20 protein-coding genes and 1 pseudogene are annotated in these 24,266 nt (G+C 38.8%); 9 read left to right on the top strand and 12 right to left on the bottom strand.

What is annotated here, in order from left to right; genetic code table 11:
* Position 1: 1 nt before the first annotated feature.
* The gene (locus A7967_RS07305; protein ID WP_054203742.1) at positions 2-1,291 is read right to left on the bottom strand and encodes an alkaline phosphatase; all 1,290 of its coding nucleotides are present in this window, start codon (positions 1,289-1,291) and stop codon (positions 2-4) included.
* Between the two features lie 100 nt (positions 1,292-1,391).
* Between A7967_RS07305 and A7967_RS07300 the strand changes: the two genes are divergently transcribed.
* The 3 genes from A7967_RS07300 to rnd all read left to right on the top strand — a co-directional run bounded on the left by A7967_RS07300 (position 1,392) and on the right by rnd (position 5,196).
* Positions 1,392-2,243: an alpha/beta fold hydrolase gene (locus tag A7967_RS07300; protein WP_064435591.1), complete on the top strand. Its 852-nt coding sequence runs from the start codon at positions 1,392-1,394 to the stop codon at positions 2,241-2,243.
* A 120-nt stretch (positions 2,244-2,363) separates the two neighbouring features.
* Positions 2,364-4,016: a long-chain-fatty-acid--CoA ligase FadD gene (fadD, locus tag A7967_RS07295; protein ID WP_064435578.1), complete on the top strand. Its 1,653-nt coding sequence runs from the start codon at positions 2,364-2,366 to the stop codon at positions 4,014-4,016.
* Between the two features lie 49 nt (positions 4,017-4,065).
* Positions 4,066-5,196 (top strand): ribonuclease D, encoded by a 1,131-nt coding sequence (rnd, locus tag A7967_RS07290; protein WP_054203740.1) that lies wholly within the window; start codon positions 4,066-4,068, stop codon positions 5,194-5,196.
* A gap of 572 nt (positions 5,197-5,768) precedes the next feature.
* On the opposite strand, the gene minE is transcribed toward rnd, so the two are convergent.
* The 3 genes from minE to minC are packed head-to-tail and all read right to left on the bottom strand — an operon-like array spanning position 5,769 to position 7,553.
* Entirely contained in the window at positions 5,769-6,032 is a 264-nt protein-coding gene (minE, locus tag A7967_RS07285; protein WP_054203739.1) for a cell division topological specificity factor MinE, read from the bottom strand.
* Position 6,033: 1 nt separating this feature from the next.
* A complete protein-coding gene (gene minD / locus A7967_RS07280; protein WP_054203738.1) occupies positions 6,034-6,843 on the bottom strand; it encodes a septum site-determining protein MinD in 810 nt (269 codons plus the stop codon).
* A gap of 5 nt (positions 6,844-6,848) precedes the next feature.
* The gene (gene minC / locus A7967_RS07275; RefSeq protein ID WP_054203737.1) at positions 6,849-7,553 is read right to left on the bottom strand and encodes a septum site-determining protein MinC; all 705 of its coding nucleotides are present in this window, start codon (positions 7,551-7,553) and stop codon (positions 6,849-6,851) included.
* A 155-nt stretch (positions 7,554-7,708) separates the two neighbouring features.
* Here minC and A7967_RS07270 point away from each other — a divergent pair, with 155 nt between their 5' ends.
* Positions 7,709-7,990, top strand: a complete 282-nt coding sequence (locus tag A7967_RS07270) for a YcgL domain-containing protein (protein ID WP_054203736.1) — start codon at positions 7,709-7,711, stop codon at positions 7,988-7,990.
* 7 nt (positions 7,991-7,997) lie between these two features.
* Positions 7,998-9,020: a lytic murein transglycosylase gene (locus tag A7967_RS07265; RefSeq protein WP_439951180.1), complete on the top strand. Its 1,023-nt coding sequence runs from the start codon at positions 7,998-8,000 to the stop codon at positions 9,018-9,020.
* 478 nt (positions 9,021-9,498) lie between these two features.
* Here the strand turns inward: A7967_RS07265 and tnpA are convergent.
* From tnpA to A7967_RS07250, 3 genes and pseudogenes are all read right to left on the bottom strand, one after another.
* Positions 9,499-9,836, bottom strand: a pseudogene (gene tnpA, locus A7967_RS23625) (IS200/IS605 family transposase).
* Positions 9,837-10,074: 238 nt separating this feature from the next.
* Positions 10,075-10,617, bottom strand: coding sequence for a hypothetical protein (locus A7967_RS07255; protein ID WP_082916324.1), 543 nt, complete (start codon positions 10,615-10,617; stop codon positions 10,075-10,077).
* 104 nt (positions 10,618-10,721) lie between these two features.
* Positions 10,722-11,267 (bottom strand): GbsR/MarR family transcriptional regulator, encoded by a 546-nt coding sequence (locus A7967_RS07250; RefSeq protein ID WP_064435575.1) that lies wholly within the window; start codon positions 11,265-11,267, stop codon positions 10,722-10,724.
* 265 nt (positions 11,268-11,532) lie between these two features.
* Here A7967_RS07250 and adhP point away from each other — a divergent pair, with 265 nt between their 5' ends.
* On the top strand, positions 11,533-12,543 hold the full coding sequence (gene adhP, locus A7967_RS07245; protein ID WP_064435574.1) for an alcohol dehydrogenase AdhP: 1,011 nt from the start codon (positions 11,533-11,535) through the stop codon (positions 12,541-12,543).
* An 82-nt stretch (positions 12,544-12,625) separates the two neighbouring features.
* Here the strand turns inward: adhP and A7967_RS07240 are convergent, their stop codons facing one another.
* The gene (locus A7967_RS07240) at positions 12,626-15,037 is read right to left on the bottom strand and encodes a TonB-dependent receptor (protein WP_099458975.1); all 2,412 of its coding nucleotides are present in this window, start codon (positions 15,035-15,037) and stop codon (positions 12,626-12,628) included.
* A gap of 218 nt (positions 15,038-15,255) precedes the next feature.
* The gene (locus A7967_RS07235) at positions 15,256-16,521 is read right to left on the bottom strand and encodes a Xaa-Pro dipeptidase (protein WP_064435572.1); all 1,266 of its coding nucleotides are present in this window, start codon (positions 16,519-16,521) and stop codon (positions 15,256-15,258) included.
* A gap of 196 nt (positions 16,522-16,717) precedes the next feature.
* On the opposite strand from A7967_RS07235, the gene A7967_RS07230 reads away from it, so the two are divergent.
* The 3 genes from A7967_RS07230 to A7967_RS07220 all read left to right on the top strand — a co-directional run bounded on the left by A7967_RS07230 (position 16,718) and on the right by A7967_RS07220 (position 19,634).
* On the top strand, positions 16,718-18,532 hold the full coding sequence (locus A7967_RS07230) for a DUF885 domain-containing protein (RefSeq protein WP_064435571.1): 1,815 nt from the start codon (positions 16,718-16,720) through the stop codon (positions 18,530-18,532).
* A 95-nt stretch (positions 18,533-18,627) separates the two neighbouring features.
* Entirely contained in the window at positions 18,628-19,125 is a 498-nt protein-coding gene (locus A7967_RS07225) for a YcgN family cysteine cluster protein (RefSeq protein ID WP_064435570.1), read from the top strand.
* Positions 19,125-19,634 carry an RNA methyltransferase gene (locus A7967_RS07220; RefSeq protein WP_064435569.1) on the top strand — a complete coding sequence of 170 codons (510 nt, stop codon included), beginning with the start codon at positions 19,125-19,127 and terminating at the stop codon, positions 19,632-19,634. The genes A7967_RS07225 and A7967_RS07220 overlap by 1 nt, the downstream gene beginning before the upstream one ends.
* Before the next feature lie 375 nt (positions 19,635-20,009).
* Here A7967_RS07220 and A7967_RS07215 read toward each other — a convergent pair whose 3' ends face one another.
* From A7967_RS07215 to A7967_RS07205, 3 genes are all read right to left on the bottom strand, one after another.
* Positions 20,010-21,740 (bottom strand): hypothetical protein, encoded by a 1,731-nt coding sequence (locus A7967_RS07215; RefSeq protein WP_054203721.1) that lies wholly within the window; start codon positions 21,738-21,740, stop codon positions 20,010-20,012.
* A 211-nt stretch (positions 21,741-21,951) separates the two neighbouring features.
* A complete protein-coding gene (locus A7967_RS07210) occupies positions 21,952-22,911 on the bottom strand; it encodes a carbohydrate kinase family protein (RefSeq protein ID WP_054203720.1) in 960 nt (319 codons plus the stop codon).
* On the bottom strand, positions 22,908-24,125 hold the full coding sequence (locus A7967_RS07205) for an AGE family epimerase/isomerase (protein WP_054203719.1): 1,218 nt from the start codon (positions 24,123-24,125) through the stop codon (positions 22,908-22,910). Before A7967_RS07205 ends, A7967_RS07210 begins: the two co-directional genes overlap by 4 nt.
* Positions 24,126-24,266 lie beyond the last annotated feature (141 nt).

The raw sequence follows: 24,266 nt of genomic DNA, 5'->3' as shown, positions 1-24,266 counted from the left end.
ATTATTTTTTCTGGATAAAGTTAATTAGTTTGTTTGCTATGTCGGTGTTGTTTTGCGACCCTACAAATTGTGTAGAACTTGGCCCGTAAGCAAAAACTTGAACATCGATTGCGGTATGGCCGCCGGTTGTCCAGCCAGTAAAGCTTGCTTTACTAATAATATCTTTTATAGCAAGGTTGAGTGTTTTACTTCCCATTTTTTTTGCTTGCTCAAGCTTAACTTGATTTTCACTGGTGTACTCAATCGTTGTATTTGCTGTCCAAATTGCTTTTAAGTCATCAGCTTCTAACATTAACTTGGTTAATTTAGTCGCTGTAGCTTTAACGCCTTTTACAACTTCAGCCTCCCATTTGTATTGACCATGCGCTCCAAGAGTTAAACCTCCCGTTGAATGATCTGCAGTAATAACAAGTAACGTATCTGGGTTCTTGTCAACATACGCCTTAGCGTGCTCGATTGATTTGGCAAAGTCGTCCATTTCGGCCATCGCACATGCGATATCATTGGCATGACCACACCAATCGATTTGACTGCCTTCGATCATTACAAAAAAGCCATCTTTTTTATTTTTATCAAGTAGTTTAAGGGCTTTGTCGGTCATTTTAGCTAAACGAGTTGGGTTTTCATCAAGGGCTGATGGCATTCCTTTAGGGGCAAATAAACCAATTGCAGGGATCTGATTAATTTGCTTTAAACTATTAAAATCATCGCTATATTGGTAGCCAGCCGCTTTAAACTCAGCAACCAAATTACGATCGTCACGAATATAATATGCAGTACCACCGCCTAGCATTAAATCGACAGGTAACTTTCCTGCAATTTTATTGTCGATGTAATCATTGGCAATTTCATTATAGTTGCGGCGCGATTCATTGTGTGATGCAAAACTTGCCGGAGTTGCATGATTAATTTGCGATGTGGCAACAAGTGCAGTGATCATCCCGCGTTCTTTTGCTATTTCAAGCATTGTTTTAACAGGCTTTTTATCAGTGTCTACTGCTATAGCCCCATTATAGCTTTTATGGCCGCTACTAAGGGCTGTAGCGCTTGCAGCACTGTCAGTTACATACGTATGATCATCAGGGTATGTATGCGCCATTCCTGTTAATATTGTATCAAAGACCGTGCTTTCAATTTCTTTAGTCGCTGGGTCATCTTTGAAGTAGCGGTAAGCAGTGGTATAAGCTGGGCCCATGCCATCACCAATCATATAAATAATGTTCTTTGGAGTCTGCTCTGCGTATGCATAGCTAGAACACGCTAATGCCAATAGACTTATTTGTTTTATCATTTTAGGATCCCATATATTTTGTGGTGTTATTGTATACACAATGTATGATAATTAAATGTCTTTTACGGTAAACAAAGTCAAAAAAATGAGGAATGATCCTTTGCAGCCTTTTTTAATTCAAAGTGGTACTTTAGCGTTACATGGACTAACCTTTGGCGAAGGTGATGAAATTGTTATTGGATTACATGGGTGGCTGGATAATTGCCATAGTTTTATACCAATGTTAAAAAACACTCAGTTAGAAGGTAAATGGTACTGCCTTGATTTTCCTGGGCATGGTCACTCAGATTGGCGAAGTAGTGATGCGCATTACTATTTTGTAGATTACATTGATGACATTTATAATTTCATTACCAAAATCACAGATAAAAAAGTGCATTTAGTGGGGCATTCTATGGGAGCGATGGCTGCAGGACTATTTGCCAGCTGTTTTGCCGAAAAGGTAAAATCAGTCACTATGATAGAAGGATTTGGTGTGATCACAACGCCCAGCAACGACGTTGTGCAGCAATTACGTCAAGCAATTTTAAACAGACGCCGAACCAACAAAAAAGCACCCAGGAGTTATGAGTCAAAGCAAACGATTTATCAAGCTCGCGCATTAATGAGTGATTTACCAATTGATTTAATCGCATTATTAATGGATAGAAATATCGCCCAAAGTGGTGGTAAATGGGTACTTACTACCGACCCAAAGCTCAAAAATCATTCAGGTTTTAGATTTGATGAGCAACAATGCATAGCCATTATAAATGAAATAAATGTGCCGTGTCAGTTAATATTAGGCACTGTAGGGTACCCATTTGTACGTGATAACATAAATGATTATAGTAGATATTACAAAGACCTAACAGTAACTGAACTCGAAGGAGGACATCACTGTCATATGCAAAATCCAGTTAAGTGTTTACAGCAAATTCAGGGGTTTATGCTGCAAAATGGTGCATGCTAATTGTATCTTTGCGCCAAATGTGGGATTATTTACCCATTAGAGTATTTGCTCAATTGTGAAGTTGCCTTAGTTAGTTTAAGGTTTAATAAAAATAAATTATAAATAGAACAGGAGCTAAGAGTGGAAAAAATCTGGCTTAAGCGCTACCCAGAGGGTATGCCTGAAACAATCGATCCTGAACACTACAACTCGTTGTTAGAAGTGTTTGAAAAGAGCTTCACTGATTACAAAGATCTGCCTGCTTTTACTAACATGGGTAAAACGCTCAGTTATGATGAAATAGATAGTGCAACTAAACGTGTCGCTTCTTATATTCAAAATGAGCTTGGGCTGAAAAAAGGCGACAAAGTCGCGGTTATGATGCCAAACTTATTGCAAACACCAGTTTCAATATTGGGCATTTTACGTGCTGGATGTGTGGTGGTTAATGTAAACCCTCTGTATACAGTACGTGAGCTTGAACATCAGTTGAATGATTCACAAACATCAGCTATTTTTATACTCGCAAATTTTGCTGACACGCTTGAAAAAGCATTACCACATACAAAAGTAAAACATATTGTTGTCACACAAGTAGGCGATATGGTTGGTGGTTTGAAAAAACATGTAGTTAACTTTGTTGTTAAGCGCATAAAGAAAATGGTACCAAGTTACTCATTACCTAACCCTATCAAGTTTGAGTCTTTACTTGCTGCAAACGAAAACGCGTATAAAAAGCCTGATATATGTTTATCTGATATTGCATTTTTACAATATACAGGTGGAACTACAGGTGTTTCTAAAGGCGCAATGTTAACTCATGGCAACATGGTTGGTAATTTAGAGCAAGTATCTGGCTGTTTAGACAAAGTACTTAACCGTGGTACAGAAGTGGTTGTGACTGCATTGCCGCTGTATCATATTTTTGCATTAACAGCTAATTGCTTAACATTTATGAAGTATGGTGGTTTAAACTTATTAATCACTAACCCACGAGATATGCAAGGGTTTGTAAAAGAATTAAGCCAACATAAGTTCACAGCAATCACAGGTGTAAATACTTTATTTAATGGTTTATTAAATACTCCAGGTTTTGCGGATTTAGATTTTAGTCATTTAAAAATGTCACTTGGCGGCGGAATGGCCGTTCAGCGTCCCGTTGCTGAAAAATGGCAGGCAGTCACTAAAAGTAAGCTAATGGAAGGTTATGGTTTAACTGAGTGTTCACCTTTGGTAACTATTAGTCCGTATGACTTAGGCTCTTATAATGGCTCTATTGGTTTACCTGCACCAAATACTGACATTAAACTAATGTTAGATAATGGTGAAGAAGCAGCCAAAGGTGAACCGGGTGAGTTATGGGTTAAAGGCCCACAAGTAATGTTAGGGTATTATAATCGCCCTGATGCAACAGCTGAATGCCTGCAAGATGGTTGGTTTGCAACGGGTGATATTGCAACTTACGATGATGATGGTTTCTTTTTTATTGTTGATCGTAAGAAGGATATGATTATTGTTTCTGGTTTTAATGTTTATCCAAATGAGATAGAAGAAGTTGTTGCAATGCATGATGGCGTGCTTGAAGTTGCTGCAATTGGTATCCCTCACGATGTCAGTGGTGAACAAGTTAAAGTTTTTGTTGTTAAAAAAGACCCATCTTTAACTGAAAAAGATATAATAAAGCACTGTCGTGATAATTTAACTAATTATAAGGTCCCTAAGCTCGTAGAATTTAGGGATGAGTTGCCAAAAACAAATGTTGGCAAAATCCTCAGAAGAGCCTTAAAAGATTAGCAAGCTAAAAAAGCCGACATAAGTCGGCTTTTTTATTGTAGGAGTTTAAGTGCAATACCAACTGATAAAAACACAAAATCAACTAAATGAGTTTGTAGAGCAAATTAGCAATAAACCAATATTAGCAATTGATACAGAGTTTATGCGTCGACGTACTTTATATCCAGAAGTCGCACTGATCCAAGTGTATGATGGCGAACATTTAGCTTTGATAGATCCACTTGCAGAACTTTCACTATTTGATTTTTGGCAAATATTGCGAGATCCAAAAGTATTAAAAGTACTGCACTCACCATCAGAAGATATTGAAGTATTTCAAAAATACGCGGGGTTTGTTCCTGCGCCATTATTTGATACCCAATTTGCACTCCAGCTTTTAGGAAATGGTAATTGCATGGGGTTTGCGCATATGGTTAAAAATTTACTTGATATTGAAATTGATAAAAGTGAATCACGCACAAATTGGTTACAACGACCATTAACAAACAGCCAGCTAGATTATGCTGCCGCAGATGTATTTCATCTACTCCCGTGCTTTGAGATTATTATTAAGCAAATTAACGATGCCAAATTTTTTGATATTGTTATCGCAGAAAGTGAGTTGATAGCGCAAAAACGAGCTTATCAAATTCCAGATGAACTTTTGTATAAAGATATTAAAAATGCGTGGCAGTTAAAACCTGCTGACTTAGTGATTTTACGAGAGCTTGCTGCATGGCGACGTAATAAAGCAATTCGCAAAAACTTGGCGCTTAACTTTGTTTTAAAAGAACATAATTTGGTAGAGATTGTAAAACGTAAACCTACAAGCTTAAATGCGATGCGAAATATTCCAGACATTGAAAGCAGTGAAGTGAATCGCTCAGGGGTTGAAATTTTAAAATGTTTAGAACAAGCTAAACGGGTTGAAATACAGGATCACCCGCCAACTTTGCGCCGTTTAATCGATTTCCCTGATTATAAGAAAGTAGCTAAAGACATTAAACAAAAAATTACGGCTGTGGCTAAAAAGAACGCCATTCCGGAAGATGTGTTTGCTTCAAAAAAGCAAATCAACCAGTTGATCAGTTGGAATTGGAAGCTAGACAGTGAGACACGTAAAACAACACCAAAACCAGACTTACTAAGATCATGGCGTTATAACTATATAAAAGACGCGCTAAAAGAATGGGATGTTTAACGAGTTTATAAAAGCTGAACAACAGGCTTTAACACGAGTATCTGGTTGTTATACACAGCCAGTTTACTTGATTTCTGGAAATTACACCGCTTGGTCGAAGCGATTTATTTAACCAATTCTGCTACTGAATGCCTTTTAAGCCAATAATGATAGAACAAGGTTTCCCTGCGGCTACATAAAGAAATGGAAAAATGCTGTTGGTGAGATTATTGTTTTATTTGTGTTTATGATTCAAAAATTGCAATGCTATTTATCTTAAACTCGGCGCGAGGCAAGGGGGGAAACACTTTTAAGCTGTGCCATTACGCAACTGGATGCAAATAAAGTTGATGTAAACGAACAAAATCCACTGGCTGTTCGTTTTAACCAACATTGTGGATTTAATATTATTTCGCGCTCGTCACTTGACGCTATGGGTAAACCATTTTCAATCTTTCATATGGCACTTGAAAGTAAAAGCACAACTTTAAATTGAGCCCAAAAAAGGTACTTAAATTATGTCATTAGGCGCAGTATGTAGGTATACTATTACTTACGTAGGTAAGCGGATGCTAAATAGCACCCGCAGTTTATTACTTTTTTTCTTCGTCAGGCAACGTGACATTTAGCTCTAAAACGGCTAAATCATCTTCATTTTGATCAAACTGTACCTGTACAGCATCAGAATTAATGTTGACGTACTTACGTATTACATCAAGTATATCCTGCTTCAACTGTGGTAAATAATCAGGCGTACCACGTTGTGAACGTTCGTGTGCGACAATGATCTGCAATCGCTCTTTTGCTAATGACGCTGTGTTTTTCTTTTCTGAGCGGAAGTAGTCAAGTAGTGACACATTAACCTCCAAATATCCGTTTAAATAACCCTTTCTTTTCTACATCTAAGAAACGAAAATCGACTGTTTCACCGAGTAGGCGATCAATGGCATCAGCATAAGCTTGGCCTGCATCTGATTCAGTGTCCAAAATGACAGGTTGGCCAGAGTTTGATGCACTTAATACGGCTTGTGATTCAGGGATTACACCTAAAAGTTCAATAGACAGAATATCTTGTACATCTTCTACAGAAAGCATCTCGCCTTTTAATACACGCTCTGGATTATAACGAGTCAGTAATAAATGTTCTTTTATATTTTCTAACCCTTCTTCAGCGCGTTTAGATTTGCTATGCAAAATACCTAAAATGCGATCTGAATCGCGTACTGATGATACTTCAGGGTTCGTTGTAACAATTGCTTCATCAGCAAAGTACATCGCCATCATCGCACCGGCTTCAATGCCCGCCGGAGAATCACAAACAATATAATCGAAGTCCTTCTTTAACTCATTTAAAACACGCTCGACACCGTCACGCGTTAGTGCATCTTTATCTCGCGTTTGAGATGCCGGAAGTAAAAACAACTTATCTACACGCTTATCTTTTATTAACGCTTGGTTTAATTTAGCTTCACCATTAATTACGTTTACAAAATCATAAACTACGCGACGCTCACAGCCCATGATTAAATCAAGGTTACGTAAACCAATATCAAAATCAATAATAACTGTTTTATACCCTTTAAGGGCTAAACCTGTGCCAATTGCAGCACTTGACGTAGTTTTACCTACACCACCTTTACCCGATGTAACGACAATAACTTTTGCCATAAGATTTATCCTTTAACCAAAGCTGAAATTTCTAATGATTCATTTTTTTGCTGGATTTGTGCAGCACTACCCCAGTGTTCGCCTTGTAGAGAGTCGCTAATCCAATAGTTGCCATTAATTGAAACAAGCTCTGCTTCTAGCTTTTGACAAAATATTCGCGCTTCATTATCACCTTGTGCACCGGCAATAGCACGTCCGCGTAATGCGCCATAAATGTGCACATTACCGTCAGCAATCACTTCTGCACCATGGCTAACGGCACCAATCACGATTAAATCGCGATCTTTGGCATAAACTTGCTGGCCAGAACGAACAGTGCCGTGAATTACTTGTGCCGGCAAGTGAACTGTTTTTTCAACAATTGAAGTATTCGCTTCTTGTATAACAGGTTCACTCTTAACGTCTTGTGAATAATTTAAAACAGAAAGGCCTGCTAACTTAGCTTGCGCATGTTGCTCATCAGAGCCATTACATACACCAACAGCATTAAAATGCATGCGTTCGATTAGCGATTTTAAATGTACAAAATCAAGCGTACTGTTTTTTATTTCAATTAAGTTCACAACAATAGGTGCCCCTTCAAAAAAGCGAGGGGCTTGGGCTATTTTTATATACAGTTGTTCTGCTAAAAGGGTTATATCAGTACTATAAAGATGTAAAACTGATAACGTAAAAAGATTCCCTTTTAGCTCAAAAATTTGGTCCGACATACACGCTCATTTGAATTGTTGAATCAGAAATTAATATTAGATAAACCTAGGCTGAATAGGCCCTTAATTGAAATTTCCGATCTAATTATTCTAACTTATTATTAGTCTCATGTTATAGTGTGCGGCACTGTTAAGCAAGATTTTATAGGGTCATAATGCTAACTGCGGTATATAAAAGTAAGAAAAAAGCGGATACCTTCCTCTATGTAGAAAAAAGAGATGATTTTAGTAAGGTTCCGGAACCTTTAATGGCTATGTTTGGTCAACCACATTACGTAATGATTATTAATCTAGCAAAACGTGAGCATTTAGGTGGAGCCGATCTTAATTTAGTGAAAGAAGCATTGTCTGATAAAGGCTTTTATCTTCAGCTTCCACCTCCAGAAGCAAACTTATTAGCTGAACTCAGAAAGCAAAATGGAGCTGATAGTGACTAAAAAAGTAATGAAAAATTTGTCTGCTATTTTATGTAGTGCTTTTATTTGTACAACTAGCACATCTGTACTGGCCAATACACAGGCTAAATTTGATGAATATGTTGCCAATCTAAAGCAGGAAGCGGCGCAAAAAGGGTATGACAACTCGTTAATTGAACAAGCCTTTGCGACTGCAAAGTTCAAAAAAAAGGTTATTTCGGCAGATAAAAGCCAGCCAGAAGTAAAAGAAACCCTGGAAGGCTATTTACCCAAACGTGTTCCACAATGGAAAATCGACCGTGCCCGTAAGTTATATGCACAAAACAAAGAGCTGCTAGAACAAGTTGCAGCCGAGTTTGGTGTGCAAGCGCGATTCATAGTGGCGTTATGGGGACTTGAAAGTAACTTTGGTAAAATTCAAGGTGGACACGGTGTTATTTCATCTGTTGTCACACTCGCCTTTGATGGCCGCCGTGAAACCATGTATAAAAATCAACTTTGGGCAGCGCTAGATATTCTAAAAGAAGGGCATATCACTTTAGATAAATTTAAAGGATCTTGGGCTGGTGCTATGGGGCAAACACAGTTTATGCCAACATCGTTTAATGCCTACGCCGTAGATTATGACAATGATGGCCGCAAAGATATTTGGACAACCCAAGCAGATGCATTTGCTTCAATCGCTAATTACTTAAAACAAGCCGGTTGGAATGACGATTTAACGTGGGGCCGCCAAGTTAAATTACCAGAAGGCTTTGATAAAAATTATATATTAAAACGAGGAACACGAACGCGTAAGCAGTGGCTTGAATATTGGGCTGATTCTGAGCGTTCATTGGCTGATTGGCAAGCACTTGGTTTACGTAAAATGGACGGCACTGACTTGCCAAATGTAGATGTAACCGCGGCGCTAGTTATGCCTGATGACATGGGCGGTCGTATGTATCTTGCCTATGACAACTACAAAGCACTGATGCATTGGAACCGTTCATACTACTTCGCCACCAGCGTTGGCTATTTATCTGATCGCATTGGGTATCCAGCGATTTAGTAAATAATTAGATGCTAGGATCTAGGTAACTAGGTTCTAGGGTGTTTTTAGAAAGCGCGAGTATATCTCGCGCTTTTGTTTATAAAACAGATAAACTAGCTAAAAGCGGTAAGCTTTAAGTTGTAAGCTAGGTGTTAAATTTGGCTACGTAGGTTGGGTAGAGTGCAACGAAACCCAACGAAAAAATATCCTATCAGTCTGCATCTTTGCTTAGTATTAACAAGCCTTTCATTGCTCTTTTTTGTGGTGAAAACACTTCAAGTGAATTATTCACAAAGAGGTTATGAGACGCTGCGCTTAAGAGGATGTATAAAAATTTATAAGCATATAGCTGTAAATTAGAGCACAGGCAATGATTTTGATGCTTAAGGCGTGATGAATTCTATCAATTCCCAGGACTTTTAGTTGAACAAGGTGATTCTAATAATGAGCTGGTGTAATACTCCTTTATTAAAGAATCGGCCGCAAGCGACCGAGTTTAAAGGAGCCCTAACTGAGCCCCGTGTTTTTCTTTATTATCTAATTCGGTTAGCTGATTTTGCACATACGCTCTGATCGTATCTTCGTTTGCATTTCCTATCGTTTCGACAAAATAACTCTGAGTCCACAGCTTACCACCCCAAAAGTATCGCCTCTTTACATCTGGATAAAGTCGAAAAAATTCTCTCGCCAAATACTCTTTACTATCTGCATTATTTTACTAGGTGACATTTTCGGTTCACTTCGAACTACCATATGAATATGATCTTCTGGTATTTCTAACTCAATTATATCAATGTCATAGTCGTAACCAATCTTTTGAATAATTGCTTTCATCTCTGTCCTATAAGGCTCTGAGAACACTTTATGTGGATATTTAGGTATTCACACAAAATGGTACATGATCCTAAAAACGTGATGCGTATTTCTTTGAAGTTCCATGTGTTCGATAGTACAGACTGGGACAAGCCCAGTCTACACTATCCAGCACGGGGGCAAGCCCCCGAGGTTTTCGCTACGCTCTGTTAAAAGTCCTTTAAACCACTCTAGTCCACATAAAGCTTTGTTAGATAGTTTATTCACCAAATAATTCATTAAATCCTGGATGGTTTATTATTTTACCTATTAACTCTTGCACTGTTGGTAAGAACGATTTTGGCATGTCATCTCTACAAGCTATATCGCCCATAAAACTAGCACTATATTCTCTTTTATAATTAATAGTGAAACTTTTACCTTCAGTGTTAGAAACAGTTAAATTAAATGTCCAATGGGCATCCGTAACACCAGAACTTACGTCTGTATCATTCAGGTGACCCTTAATAATTATCTTTGAGTCTTTTGAATACGCCCCTGCCATTTTTAATTCTTCTATTAATGCATCTTGAATATAGCCTTCAAAAGATCTTCCATCAGTCATCTCTACATTATTTGCTAAGCGACATTGTACCTTATAGTCTGTTTTAGTTGCGGTAAACTTATCCACACCTAGCTTATGTTTAAAGGTTTTGATTTTGGTCTGATTATCAGCTGTTGCGTGATATCTGTCCACGGGAACCGCACAGCCTGTAACCATTAAGATTATTGCGAAAGGTAATGTTTTTTTTATTGTTAACAATTTAATTACTCCATAGTTTATTGAATCTGTCTAACATTTTAGTATTTATGCGACTGTAATGGTCAAATTTCCTAGAACCTAGAACCTAGCACCTAGTACCTAATTTACTGTTTCTTCAAAATCTTATCTTTAAAATCGAGTACTTTTCCTATGCCTGAGCCGAGTTTCATTAAGCTTTGTAATTGCTCTGGGCTTAGGCGTTGTAGCTCTGATGACCACTTTGTAACTGTCTCTAACAGGTCATGAATTTCATGCATTTGTTGTTGAGCAAACTTTTCATCGTCATTGGTGGCAGGCTCAATAAGGTTATCCCTTAACAGGCTTAAAGTAGGATCTATTTCACGCTTTTTACGCTCTTCAAACACGCGATTTGCCATATCCCAAATAGTACCGGCAGGTGCGTAATATTCTTTACGATCGCCGGGAATATGTTGAACTTTTATCAAGCGCCACGACTGTAACTCTTTAATACCCATACTGACATTACCACGAGAAATACTTAAGCCATCAGCTATCTCGTTAGCTGTCATTGGCTCTTTGGTAATAATTAAAAGTCCACACATTTGCCCAATGGTACGGTTAAAGCCCCAGCGGCTGCCCATTTCACCGCAGTGCATTACAAAAGCATAATTTTTATCCGATAACGTCATGGCTTTTCAAGTTTCAATAAATAATGAAACCAATGCTAGCACGATGAAATACGATAGCAAGATTTACCCTGTGCTTTAACGTCTGTTTTTTACTGCACGTAAAATTAGCTGGTTACGAGTAAGTACGGTCTTGCGGTGTTATTTTAGAGCATTAATACCAAAGTTTGATATGGATTAATATTTACTCATCTATTGTGGGTTATGTTGTGTAATAAGTGATAACCAAATGAATGACAACATTTTTCTAACCAACCAAGGGATGAGCATGAAAGCAGCAATCAACAACGAATATAAAGGTAAATTAGAAATTGGCCAACTCCCTATTCCAAAAGTAGGCCCAAACGATGTGCTGGTTAAAATAGCAGCATGCGGTGTTTGCCATACGGATTTACACGCTTGCCACGGTGATTGGCCGGTAAAGCCAAAAATGCCATTGGTTCCAGGGCATGAAGGCGTGGGTGTTATTGAGCAAATGGGCAGTAACGTTACTCACTTAGAAATTGGTGATAGAGTGGGTGTACCTTGGCTTTATAGCGCGTGTGGCCACTGTGAATATTGTTTAGACGGTAGAGAGACATTGTGTTTGTCACAGCATAATACGGGCTACTCTATTGATGGCAGCTACGCAGAGTATTGTTTAGCCCACGGTGATTATGTTGTTAAAATTCCAAAAGAGCTTGGTTTCACAGAGGCTGCGCCATTATTTTGCGCCGGTGTAACAACGTATAAAGCACTGAAAGTCTCGGATGCAAAACCGGGTCAATGGGTTGCTATTGTGGGTGTTGGTGGGTTAGGGCATTTGGCTGTCCAATACGCTAAAGCGATGGGTTTTAATGTTATTGCTGTTGATACAGGTAAAGAAAAACTAGCCCTAGCAAAAGAGTTAGGTGCTGATATTACGCTTGATTTTAAAGATGTTGTGCCAAGCGAGGCAATCTTTGAGCAGGTCGGTGGAGCGCATGCCGTAATTTGTACTGCTGTTTCTAAACCTGGTTTTGAGCAAGCGTATAAAAGTGTACGTCGTGGTGGTAAATGTGTTTTGGTCGGTTTACCTCCTGACGATATGCCATTACCGATTTTTGATACTGTGCTTAATGGTGTTTCGGTTGTTGGTTCAATTGTTGGCACACGAAAGGACTTACAAGAGTGCTTAGAGTTTGCCGCTCAAGGTAAAGTAAAAGCAATTGTTCAAGAAAAACGCCTTGAAGATATTAATGAGATTTTTGATGATATGTTAAAAGGTGAAATTAATGGGCGTATCGTTGTAACAATCTGATTTTAAATTAGTAAACAAAAAGCGCACTCCCTTGTGCGCTTTTTTATTGTCACTAAATCTATAGCGTTTATTGTCACTAAATCTATAGAGTATAGCTAAATGTTAGTTTAGCACTACGTTCTTCACCCGGCATGCCGCCTAGGAACATCGCCTTTGAATAATAAGATTTATTAAATAGATTATTAACGTTTAGCTGTAATTGCCATTGCTGTGTTTTATAGCTTAACGCAGCATCATACACTGTGTAACTTGGTACATAGCCATCTGGGATACCAAATGACGTTGAGTTTGTACTTCTATCATCTACGTACTTAATTCCGCCATTTATCTGAAGTGGCTCAGAAAGCTCAAACCATTGCGCGCTGTAGGTTACCCACGTACTTGCAGCTACGTGAGGCACACCTTTTTGACGTGTATCGTAATTTTGTGAATGTGGGTTTTTCTTATCTCGAGCATCTTGATACACACCATTGAAATTTATTTTCCATTGCTCATTGATATCGGCATTTAAATCAAACTCTATGCCGGTTGTTTGGTCTTTACCATCAAAAAAATCTTTTGGTACGTCAGGACCCGATACACCATCCTCGTAATCAGGGTTTGTATATTGTAGGTTTGTACGTTCAGTATTAAAGACAACGAGTGATGCTAGAAGTTGGTCGTCAAGTGCCTTAAAGCGAATGCCGAGATCAGAACTTAATGATTCAGAATCATCACGATCACCTTCATTTCCAAGTACAGTCCCAAGAACAGAATAGGCTGCTCGGCCTTTTGCATGATTAATGAATAATGCAATGTTATCTGTTGGTCTATAAGTTGCCCCTAGATTATACGTTATGCCTTTATTGTCAGTGCTTTGTTGCGGTGTTGGCTCTGAAGCACTGGCACGATAACGTGCATCAACTCCAAAGTGTTCATAGGTTTGTTTTATATTATTCATGGCAACCCCAGCACGGGTTGTTATTACGTCATTTATGTACGCAACATGCTGTATACCAACGCCCCAAGATTGTACTTTTTTGTTATAGTTACTTGTCATTAATGGATCATAATCAGCGAAGCTACCCGCTCCCCACTCAGGGCTACGAATGTCAAGGATATACGGCAAGCTTCCTTGATAGATTAAATTGCTTTGCTTATTTCTAATCATTTTATCAGCGTCGTAGATAGAATGCTGTGTTAAGCGGATATCTCTGTCTTCATAGTTGGCATTGACTAAAAATTCATTGTCGATATCGCCAAGTGCAAAGTCATAACGTAAATCGACAAAGTACTGTAAGGATTTTTCGTCAGCTTCTACTTGTCGATATTCTTGGCGTCGAGCAGCAAACGGATAAAGTACGTCATCAATCACTAATGGAGCACGCGGATCTGCGTTAATTATATTTCTTCTATTCCAATATACATAATTATACGCGCCTGTTTGACGGGCAAAGCTGGTTGTGAAATTACGATACTGGAGTTGTTGATTTAAAAATAAATCGTCAGTTAAAAAATAGTTATGACTTAATTTAAAACGCAGTTCTTCACCTTCATTATCTTTTGCCATTGGTGAAATTATGCCGTTATGGCCAAACTTATAGGGTGTTAAGCCATCAGAGCCAGCAAGAGAGTCCGCTAGTTGTTGACGTTGAGCGTCAGATAATTGCAGCCCCGCAGATGTTGGGTGGTTTACTAAGTCATCTCCCGTTATTTGATCTGCTGTTTTGCCACCTACGGATTCAGCGTTGTAAATCCTAATAGGGTGCCCGATAGAATCAACAGCAAGTGCGTCTTTAATATAGGCCCCAGAAATTAAAAAGTCTTGTTGATCATTTAATACATATTTAAGCGAGGCATAGATTTCATCACGGTCATCTTTTAAATCACGATACCCGTCGCTTCGCGCTGTTTTTATATTGATACGGTATGCAAGATCATCCGTTATTGCATTCGTACTATCAAACCCAAGTGAGTAAGTATCCCATTGACCAATTTCGGCAGTAATTGTGTGTTGCTCATCAAACTTTGGTTTTTTCTCAATAAGGTTAATTACACCACCAGCGCTGCCCATACCATATAAACCTGTAGCAGGGCCTTTTAAAATTTCTACCGATTCTACGTTTGAAAGTGAGCGTGTAGGGTTAAATGTATTCCCTAACCCTGCACCGCCATACATGCCATCATAGGTATAATTTGCACCAAGGCCACGAATAACTAAATTATCGCCAATACCATAATTGTTACCTGCTTGTGTTGCGCCACTTATATTACGTGCTAAGTCTTGTAAATTATCAACGCCTTGTGAATTAATAAGGGCTAGATCAACGACAACGATTGGCGCAGGCGTTTCCATTAGTGACATGTCAGATTTTGTGGCTAACCCTGAATTTAAAATTACGCGATTTTGCTTTTCATACACAGTTATGTGCTCAAGATCTGCTTGTTCGGTTGCAAAAGCAGTATAGGGTGATAAACAGGCTAACGAGATAAGTGAGAATTTAAACATTGTAATTATAAGTATCATTTTGAAATTTAAGGTAATGATAATGTTTGTTATTTGTATTACAAGATAAAATTACCATTCACTTAAAATTAATTAAATGTGAAACAATCTTATTATTATTCGTTTTTTTGTGGTTTACATAGTAACAATTTATTCAACTAATAGAGGCGTCAGAAAATAAAAATTCGAAATAAAGCGGGCCAACCATTGTGGTTAACCCTTAATAATTAATAAACTGTGCCTGCTTTCATTACAAAGCTAACATTTTCAAGCAATGTCACATCATTTAATGGGTTTCCTTTTACGGCAATTATATCTGCTGCAAAGCCCACTTTTAGTTGACCAAGCTTATCCTCAACCTTTAATAATTTTGCGCTATTGATTGTTGCAGACTGTATTGCTTGTAATGGGCTCATACCAAATTCAACCATACGAGAAAACTGTTTAGCGTTATCGCCATGTGGGTAAATAGCAGCGTCTGTACCAAACACCATATTAACGCCAGCATCAACTGCGCGCCTAAAACTATCTCTTTGCTTTTTTGATACTTGACGCTCTTTTTCTAAGTTCTCTTGTGCAACACCATTTTGCTCACCATAAGTGAGCGTATATTCGGTGTTATAGATGTCCATTGAAAACCAAGTTCCGTGTTTTTTCGCGAGCTTAATTGCTTCATCGTCAACAAAGCTAACATGCTCAACACTATCTACACCTGCTTTAATTGCTGCTGTAATTCCACTGGTACCGTGCGCATGCGCTGCGACCGTTAAGCCTCGCATATGGGCTTCGTCCACAATTGCTGTCATCTCTTCAAGCGAGTATTGCTGAATACCCACTTTAGTGCCTTTAGAAAATACCCCACCAGTGGCACAAAACTTAATAGCATTTGCACCATATTTTATATTTTCGCGTACTTTTGCACGCACAGCCCACGGACCATCGGCAACACCTTCTGCCGTGTACTTCATCTCAGGCGGCAGGCGGTTATTATCACAATGACCACCAGTAACACCTAGCGATGGTCCTGCGGCCCAAATTCTTGGGCCAATAATGTCGCCTGCATTAATACCATCACGAACAGCAATAACACTGTAACCTTGTGCGCCGACATTACGCACGGTTGTAAAACCAGCGTTTAAGGTTTTTTGTGCAAAGTATGCAGCTTTAATTGCTTGGCGAGGGATTGATTGACCAATACGATCACTACGAGGCACGGTAGGATCGCTGGTTAAATGCACATGCATATCCATAAGTCCTGGCATTATTGTTAATTCAGGTAATTGAATATGTTCATCGCCTTGTTGCAGCGTAGGTAAGTTTCCCGTGCTGACTTGAGTAATTACGCCATTATCAATTTGAATGAGTGGCGTGCTAATTAGCTTGCCGTTATTAACGTCAAGCATTGCTTTAGCTGTAATGTAGGTTGTTGCTTCAGTGCTAAAAGCAGATAGGCAAAGCAGGCTCAAAGGGACGCTAAGTGACAATTTATTCATTAGTTTCTTCTGATTATGTATGAATTAATTTTTAAATGTAGCAAGGTCGATTTACATTGTATACTAAACACGCTAATTCGTAGTTAATGGATTAATTAACATGCGAATAAATATCAGTTAGAGCATAATGCCTAATAAAACAAAATGGTAATCGTTTTTTACTCACAACGCGGGTTATTTATATTCAAGGATCTTCATGAAAAATTTTAAGTTAACAATGCTGGTAACGTGCGTTATAAGTGCATTATCAGGGTGTTCAAGTAGCAACAACACGGTGCAAATCACACCAAATTCGCCTAGTGCAACAACATCGCTTTCAGCACAGCAGTTAAATACATTAGTTGAGCAATATTTTGTAGAGTCACTTCAATTTAACCCATTAGGTGGTACTTTTATTGGTTATAACGAGTATAACAATCAATTTATAAATCCCATTTCTGAGCAACAACGCAATAAAATGCGCGCCTTTACTGAGGCCTATCAACAACGCTTAGTTGCGATAGACTCAAAACAGTTAACGGGTCAAGCGTTGCTTAGCTATCAAATATTGAAACGCGATTTAGCATTAAGTGTTGAAGGACAAGGCTTTCCAAGTTATTTGATCCCAATTAATCAAATGTCGGGTGCGCATAATACGTTTGCGGGTTTTGGTTCTGCGCAAAGTGCTCAACCGTTTAATAATTATCAGGATTATGAAAATTTTATAAGCCGTGCAGATGGCTTCATAACGTGGTTAGACAGCGTTGAACAAGCGATGCAACAAGGCATACAGCAACAAATAGTGTTACCAAAACCGCTAGCTGAAAAATTATTGCCGCAGTTTAAAGCGCATGTGGTTAGCGACGTAAAAGAGTCATTATTTTATAGTCCCATTAAACAACTACCAGAACAGTTTACAGCGCAACAAAAACAACAACTGACTGAGCAATACAGTGCGCTTATTATGGATCGTTTAGTCCCTGCCTATAAAAAGATGAGTGACTTTTTAGCCAATACCTATATACCTCAAAGCCGCGACTCAGTGGGCTACAGTGACTTACCAAATGGTAAAGCGTGGTATGAATATCAAATCAAGAAAAATACAACATTAAGTTTATCTGCGGATGAAATTCACACGATAGGTCTACAAGAAGTCTCACGTATTCTTAGTGAGATGAAAGCTGTAAAAAATAAAGTTGGCTTTGAAGGAAGTTTAGCTGATTTTTTTACTCATTTACGTGAATCCGATGAGTTTTATTATGATACTCCAGAACAACTGATTGCAGCCTATGAAGCAGTAAAACTTAAAATAGATGCCCGTGTGCCGAGTTTATTTAATATTGCACCAAAGGCAGATTATATCGTTAAAGCTGTTGAAGATTTTCGTGCAGAATCAGCGGCAGGTGCGTCTTATCAATCACCGTCACCGGATGGTTCTCGACCGGGCATATTCTATATAAATACGTTTAATTTAAAAGCGCAGCCTAAGTTTTTACTTGAGACACTGTCTATTCATGAAGCGGCACCAGGGCATCACTTTCAAATTGCACTGCAACAGGAAGTTGAGTCGTTACCGCTATTTCGTAAATTTGGTGGCTACACTGTCTTTGCTGAAGGGTGGGCATTATACGCTGAGAGCCTAGGAAAAGAGCTTGGTTTATTTACCGATCCATACATGTGGTATGGCCGATTAGCTGACGAGCAATTACGCGCGATGCGTTTGGTCCTTGATACGGGTTTTCATGCTAAAGGCTGGACACGTCAACAAGGCATTGATTATATGCTAGAAAATTCATCTATGGCGTTAAGTGATGTGACCGCTGAGGTTGAACGATATATTGCATGGCCAGGGCAGGCACTTTCATACAAGCTAGGGCAGTTTAAAATCCAAGAACTACGTGATTACAGTAAAAAACAACTAGGTAAACGCTTTGATATTAAAGAGTTTCACACACAAATATTAATAGATGGCGCGTTACCAATGCCTATTTTAGAAGCTAAAATAAAACGTTGGGTTGATTCACAACGCTAACGATATAAGCCGAAATAGCGCAAAGCTAATTGTGGCTTTGCGCGCGGTGCTCAATTACGTTAAAATGCGCGCCATTAGGGGCACTGAGTTATACCATGATTGAAAACCAATTTTGGCTTGAGAAATCACTTGAGCAAATGTCACAAAGTGAATGGGAAGCCATTTGCGATGGCTGTGGAAAATGCTGTTTGAATACGTTTATCGACAGCGAAGACGAAGATGATTTTACGGCGACAGATCAGCTACGCGAAGGTGAAGAGCTGATATTTACCAATATAGTTTGTCAATATTTGGATAACAAAACGTGCGGTTGCAGCGAATATGAGAACCGTCAAACACTCGTTCCTTCGTGTGTAAAATTAACCAAAGAAAATCTTAAAGATATTTTCTTTATGCCACAAAGCTGCAGTTATCGTCGCTTGCATGAAGGTCGCGGCCTTGCCTCATGGCACCCACTTAATAATGGGGGGAGTAAAAAACTAATGCATGAGCTTGGTATCTCTGTACGCGATAAAACAGTAAAAGACTGTGATGTTGAGCTTGATGATTTTGATTTATATGTAGCGCAGTGGCCTACCTTGGATTGTGATTAATGAGTGAAGTGCGTGCAACCATTGGTTTAATAAACCCAAAAAGCCCAACTAACGTTGGCGGTGTTTTACGCGCCGCAGGCTGCTATGGCGCTCAGCAAGTGTTTTTTACGGGCACTCGCTATTTAAAAGCCAAAAAATTTCATACCGATACTAAAAATGCGCTGGAACGGATACCACTCACCTCTGTGGAAGATTTAGCTCAAGCAAAGCCTTCAGGTGCTAAAGCTGTTGTTATAGAGTTGATTGAAGGCGCAACGCCTTTACCTGAGTTTATTCACCCTGAAAACGCTTTTTATATTTTTGGCCCTGAAGATGGTTCAATAAGTAAAGAGGTACTTAATTGGTGTGATGAGGTTGTATATATTCCAACAATTGGCTGCATGAATTTAGCGGCGACGTGTAATGTGGTGCTCTATGACAGGCAGGCAAAGCTCGGTGGAGTAGAAAGCTCTGATAAAACAATTATTGAGAGTCGCGATACGAATAATAAAATGAAATGGCAAAAATAATATAAACCTAGGGCGTGTTGACCTTTCGTGATTGATTTTGCAGCAGTCTATTTGGTATTTAGGCAAGGCAGCGCCTATGCAGTGTGGTTGTTCCCCATAAGTAGGCGATAACGCAGTATAGATGCCAAACATGCGCGGCCCAAAGGGTTCTTCCTAGGAGCGATTGACTCTTTGTTACCTACACGGATGTAGGTAAGGGGCGTGAGCAGGACGCGGAAGCTTTGCTCGGTTTTTACTTAGCCCGCTAGGTTACAAACCTCGCGCCGCGATTAAATCGCCCCTAGGTTGAACAAATTTCAATCCACAAAGGTCAACACGCCCTAATAGAAGATTAAATAAAAGGGGCAATCAATGCCCCTTTTTATTTAATTAAAATTACTCTTTAGTAATTTTGATCTCTGAATTAACAACAATCCCTTCATCTTTTATATCCGTAGCAAAGTAGACAGACATGGTTTGATTTTTTAACTGATCAAGTTGTTCAGGGAGCACTTGTCCTGTCATTTTAAATACGTTGATGACCGGCGTCATTAATGAATTAAGATCAACTGCGGTATTTAAAAATCCATTTTTTTCAAGCGCTTGCTCTGATAATGTATTTGCAATAGTCGCTGACTTTTCACCAGTGAATAAAACAAGATGTTTCCCTTTTTTAGCTAATTTAATATCAAGGCTAGCAGGTAAAGGATAAGGAATTGCAGTATTGATACTAACAGCATCTCCGTTCTCTGGTATTTCAATATCTGCTAATGCAGGTAAAAACCCTTTAGCAGTAAAAAGTAAATTATCAGGATCTGTTGCTGAAAGTGTGATTAGTGCATCGAAAGCTTTTAGTTGTGGCTGCTGATTTGCATCAGCTTCTAAAACAAGATCTTGAACACTTAAGCTCACACCTTGAATACCATTGGCCATAGCGGTCATCATTGATAGTGCAGCTAAATTTGTGTCTTGCGTTTGTTGTTGTAAGTCAACAAGAGGGGCACATTCGAATTCAGCTTTTTTAAATGCACTTGAAAGTATATTAATAAGCGGTGGAATTTTTGAAATATCCGCGCCATAAGCAAAGCTTAGCATTTGGCCGTCAAGTTGTGTTGTATGTTCAGGCACAAAACCACGAACAGATTTTAATGTCTTAATAATATCAGTCGCTGTGCTTTGTAAAATAGCATCCGCTTTAAAGTGAGCATCAGAGTTTGTTACTTGTATGTACGTGCTACCTGTTACTGATGCCGGCCAATAACTAACAAGGTTGGTAATGTCATTTTGACACTGCGGTGTTCTTGCAATGTCAAAAGCTTGAGGGTTGCCTAATTGTTGCAGCAGTTCATCAAGCATGTCACCTAAACGTGATGGTGTTTTGGCGGTAATAGCATTGGCAATTTCAACATGATCTATATAAGCAACTGAGTGGCCATCGAATGAATATTTAGCAATGTAATTATTAAGCTTATTGGTTTGTGTTAGCGATTTACTTGGTTTATCAATTGCTAACGCAAGGCGTAAATCGTCAGAGGTATTGAGTTTTGTATCAAACGTAATTGTGGCCCACTTGTCTTTAACTGACACAATTAGGTTTATCGTAATATCATCTTCAAATACTAAAGGATACGTAGTGTAGTCAACTCCTTCGATGGTTTTCGTTGTAAAGTTAATCCCTGCTTTATCCGCGGAGCTATTTATTGTATTAAATAATGCAGTTTCATCGTCTAATTGATAGCGCAACACGGGCATTAAGCCAATTGTATAGGCCAAGCCTTTATAGTCGTCTGCGAATCCCCAAGCTGCTTTTAGAGCATCATAAGAGCTCAGAGATGCTTGGTATTGTGTAAGAAGCGATGCTAAAAACTGTGCGTTTTTATTATTGTTCGTTGTTAAATTTTCGATTAACGGTGTTAAATCGTCTGCACCTTTCATTTGCTCTGGGAGTAAGTCAAAGTATTTACTGTATGGAAAAGGCTTTAACTGACCGTAAAATAAAGGGGTGTCAGCAGGGACGTAATCAAGTTGTGCAAGTTCAATTGAGGCTGATGAAGTTTCAGTTTGTGTATAGATTAATACCCCAGCCGCAACAGCAATTGCACAACCCGTAAGTAATTTTGCATTCATTAATAAATTCCTTTTTGCACTACGAAAGTACGTTTTTTGATGTTTGTTATCAAGACGATAGCATAAAAGTATCTTTGCAGGCTAGGCGAAACTATTTGAGTTTGGTTTCAGGATTACATTTAATCGTATTTTAATTTACGAACAGTGGGTTGGGTATCTTCAATTAGTGTTGAAAAGCGTGTGCGTTGATACACACGCTGTAAGGTTTTAGTTATTGTTGGGGCAGATCGGCTGCGGTTGGTAATGAGGAAAATGCACCATATTTACTGACTGCAAATGCGCCGGCACTGGCAGCAAAGCTCACGGCATTGGTGATATTTGATTGTTCAGCGCAAAGTAGTTTAAATGCTTTTTTATTTACACATTTAATGCCTATTTGCGATAGGAACCCGCCAATGAATGCATCGCCAGCTGCTGTGGTGTCGACAACTTTCGTTTTAGGTGGCATAACCTGGCCGCGATATGTGCTGTGGCAATAGTGAATTGGTGCACCGCCATCAGTTATAAGCAGGCAGGTTACACCTGCTTCAAGTACGGCAGAAATAGTATGTTCGAGATCATGATCTTTGTGGCTATTTTTATTTAAAAATTCAAGTTCTTCTTTTGATAATTTAACAATGTCGCAAAGAGAAATAACATGCCAAATTCGTTCAACAGTATAGCGTAAGCTTGGCCATAAATTTTCCCGTAAGTTCATATCAAAACTACAAATAGCCCCCGCTTTTTTAGCCTGTGTTAAGCCATATATGGTGGTTTGATATATATTATGCTCAGTTAGACTATTACTACACACATGAAATAACGCGTGCTCTGTAAACATGGCAGAATTAAAGTCGTCTACTTTAAATAACAAATCAGCCGCTGGTGGGCGATAAAAGCTAAAGCTACGTTCAGCGTGCTCATCAAGAGATACAAAAGCCAGCGCTGTTTTGGCTTTGTTAGTAAATTTACAATACTGCGTATTTACACCTAAGCTTGTAAATTGTTGCTCTAGAAACTCACCAAACATATCTTGACCTAGCATGCCACAAAAGCTACTTTTTAAACCAAGTTTAGCTGCGGCAACAGCAACATTTGCAGGTGCTCCGCCTGCATATTTAGTAAATGATTCAGGGTTTTTCCCATCAGATAAAAAATCGATTAATGCTTCACCAAAACACACTAAACTCATGCTTCACCACCTTTTGCTAATTTGAACGCACGTAACACTTCATAGCATGCTCCCATTGTATGGTAATCTGTTTTACCGGCTGGGGATTTTTCGTCATTGTATGCTTTATTGTCGTTGGTTAAAATTCGATACCAAGCTCCATGGGTATGATCAACCATGTGCTGCCAACTGTATTGCCAAATTTTATCATACCAGTGCCAGTATTTTTCATTACCTGTTGCCTGCGCGAGCAGTGCGGCAGCTGCAAATGATTCAGCTTGTACCCAAAAGTATTTATCATCATCACAAATACTGCCATCTGGAGCAAAGCCATAGCATATACCACCATAGGTGTTATCCCATGCATGCTCCATTGCGGTATTAAAAAGGTGCTCGGCACGTTCTATAAGCCATGCCTGTGGTTTGTGTCGATTTAAAATTAATAGCAACTTTGACCATTCGGTTTGATGGCCGGGTTGAAATCCCCACGGGCGAAACAGGTGTTTAGGATCATCTAAATTGTATTGCCAATCAATTTGCCACTGGCTATTGTAATGCTCCCAAACGAGTCCATTTTCTCTGCTGGCATTTTTTATTGTAAAAGTAAGGGCGAGTGTTTCTGCACGGTTTAAGTATTGTTTGTCTTGCGTTGCTTCGTAACACATTAGCAGCGCTTCGCATAAATGCATGTTAGCATTTTGCCCACGGTACTCATCCACAATAGAAAAGTCACCGTTAATTTCATCTAAATAGGCATTATATTTAGACTGATAGTATTTGCTTTCGAGCAATTGCCATACACGCTCAATGGTGTGTTTACACTCACTAAAACCAGCTTTTAATGCTACTGCGTTTGCCAATAGTACAAACGCAAGCCCATAGCAATGGTTTGTATCATCAACAATATGCAGATCTTTGTTGTCGTCGCTTTTTATTAACCAAGCATAGCCACCAGAGGATTGTTTATGTGCATTTTCTAAGTGGTCTAGACCATGTTGTATTAATGGTAAATAACGCTCGTCGGCGAATTCTAAATAAGCCATTGCATAGTTAAATACAAAACGCGTACTAGAGACTAGATGACGTGTCTGTCTATCATAAATGGTGCCATCGTCTTTATAGAAGTGGTAAAAGCCACCCTGATCTTGTTTATCAACACAATGTGGGTGATAAAAATTTAAGGTTGTTTTGATATGTTCTTGTAAAAAATCACAGCTTTGGAAATTAGCCAACATCTATATCCACTTCAAGTTAATTAAATTAGTTAAATAACTATACCATTAAATAAAAAATATGGAACGATCCAAATAAAAGTTTGTGATCTTCTTGTTGCAGTGTGTAGAATCAGAGATAACTTGTTAATGGAGTGAAAATCA

It is taken from the genome of Pseudoalteromonas neustonica, assembly GCF_001653135.1.
GTDB lineage: Bacteria > Pseudomonadota > Gammaproteobacteria > Enterobacterales > Alteromonadaceae > Pseudoalteromonas > Pseudoalteromonas neustonica.
Note: the sequence above shows the minus strand (reverse complement) of the source record. Positions and strands in the feature narration are given on the sequence as shown.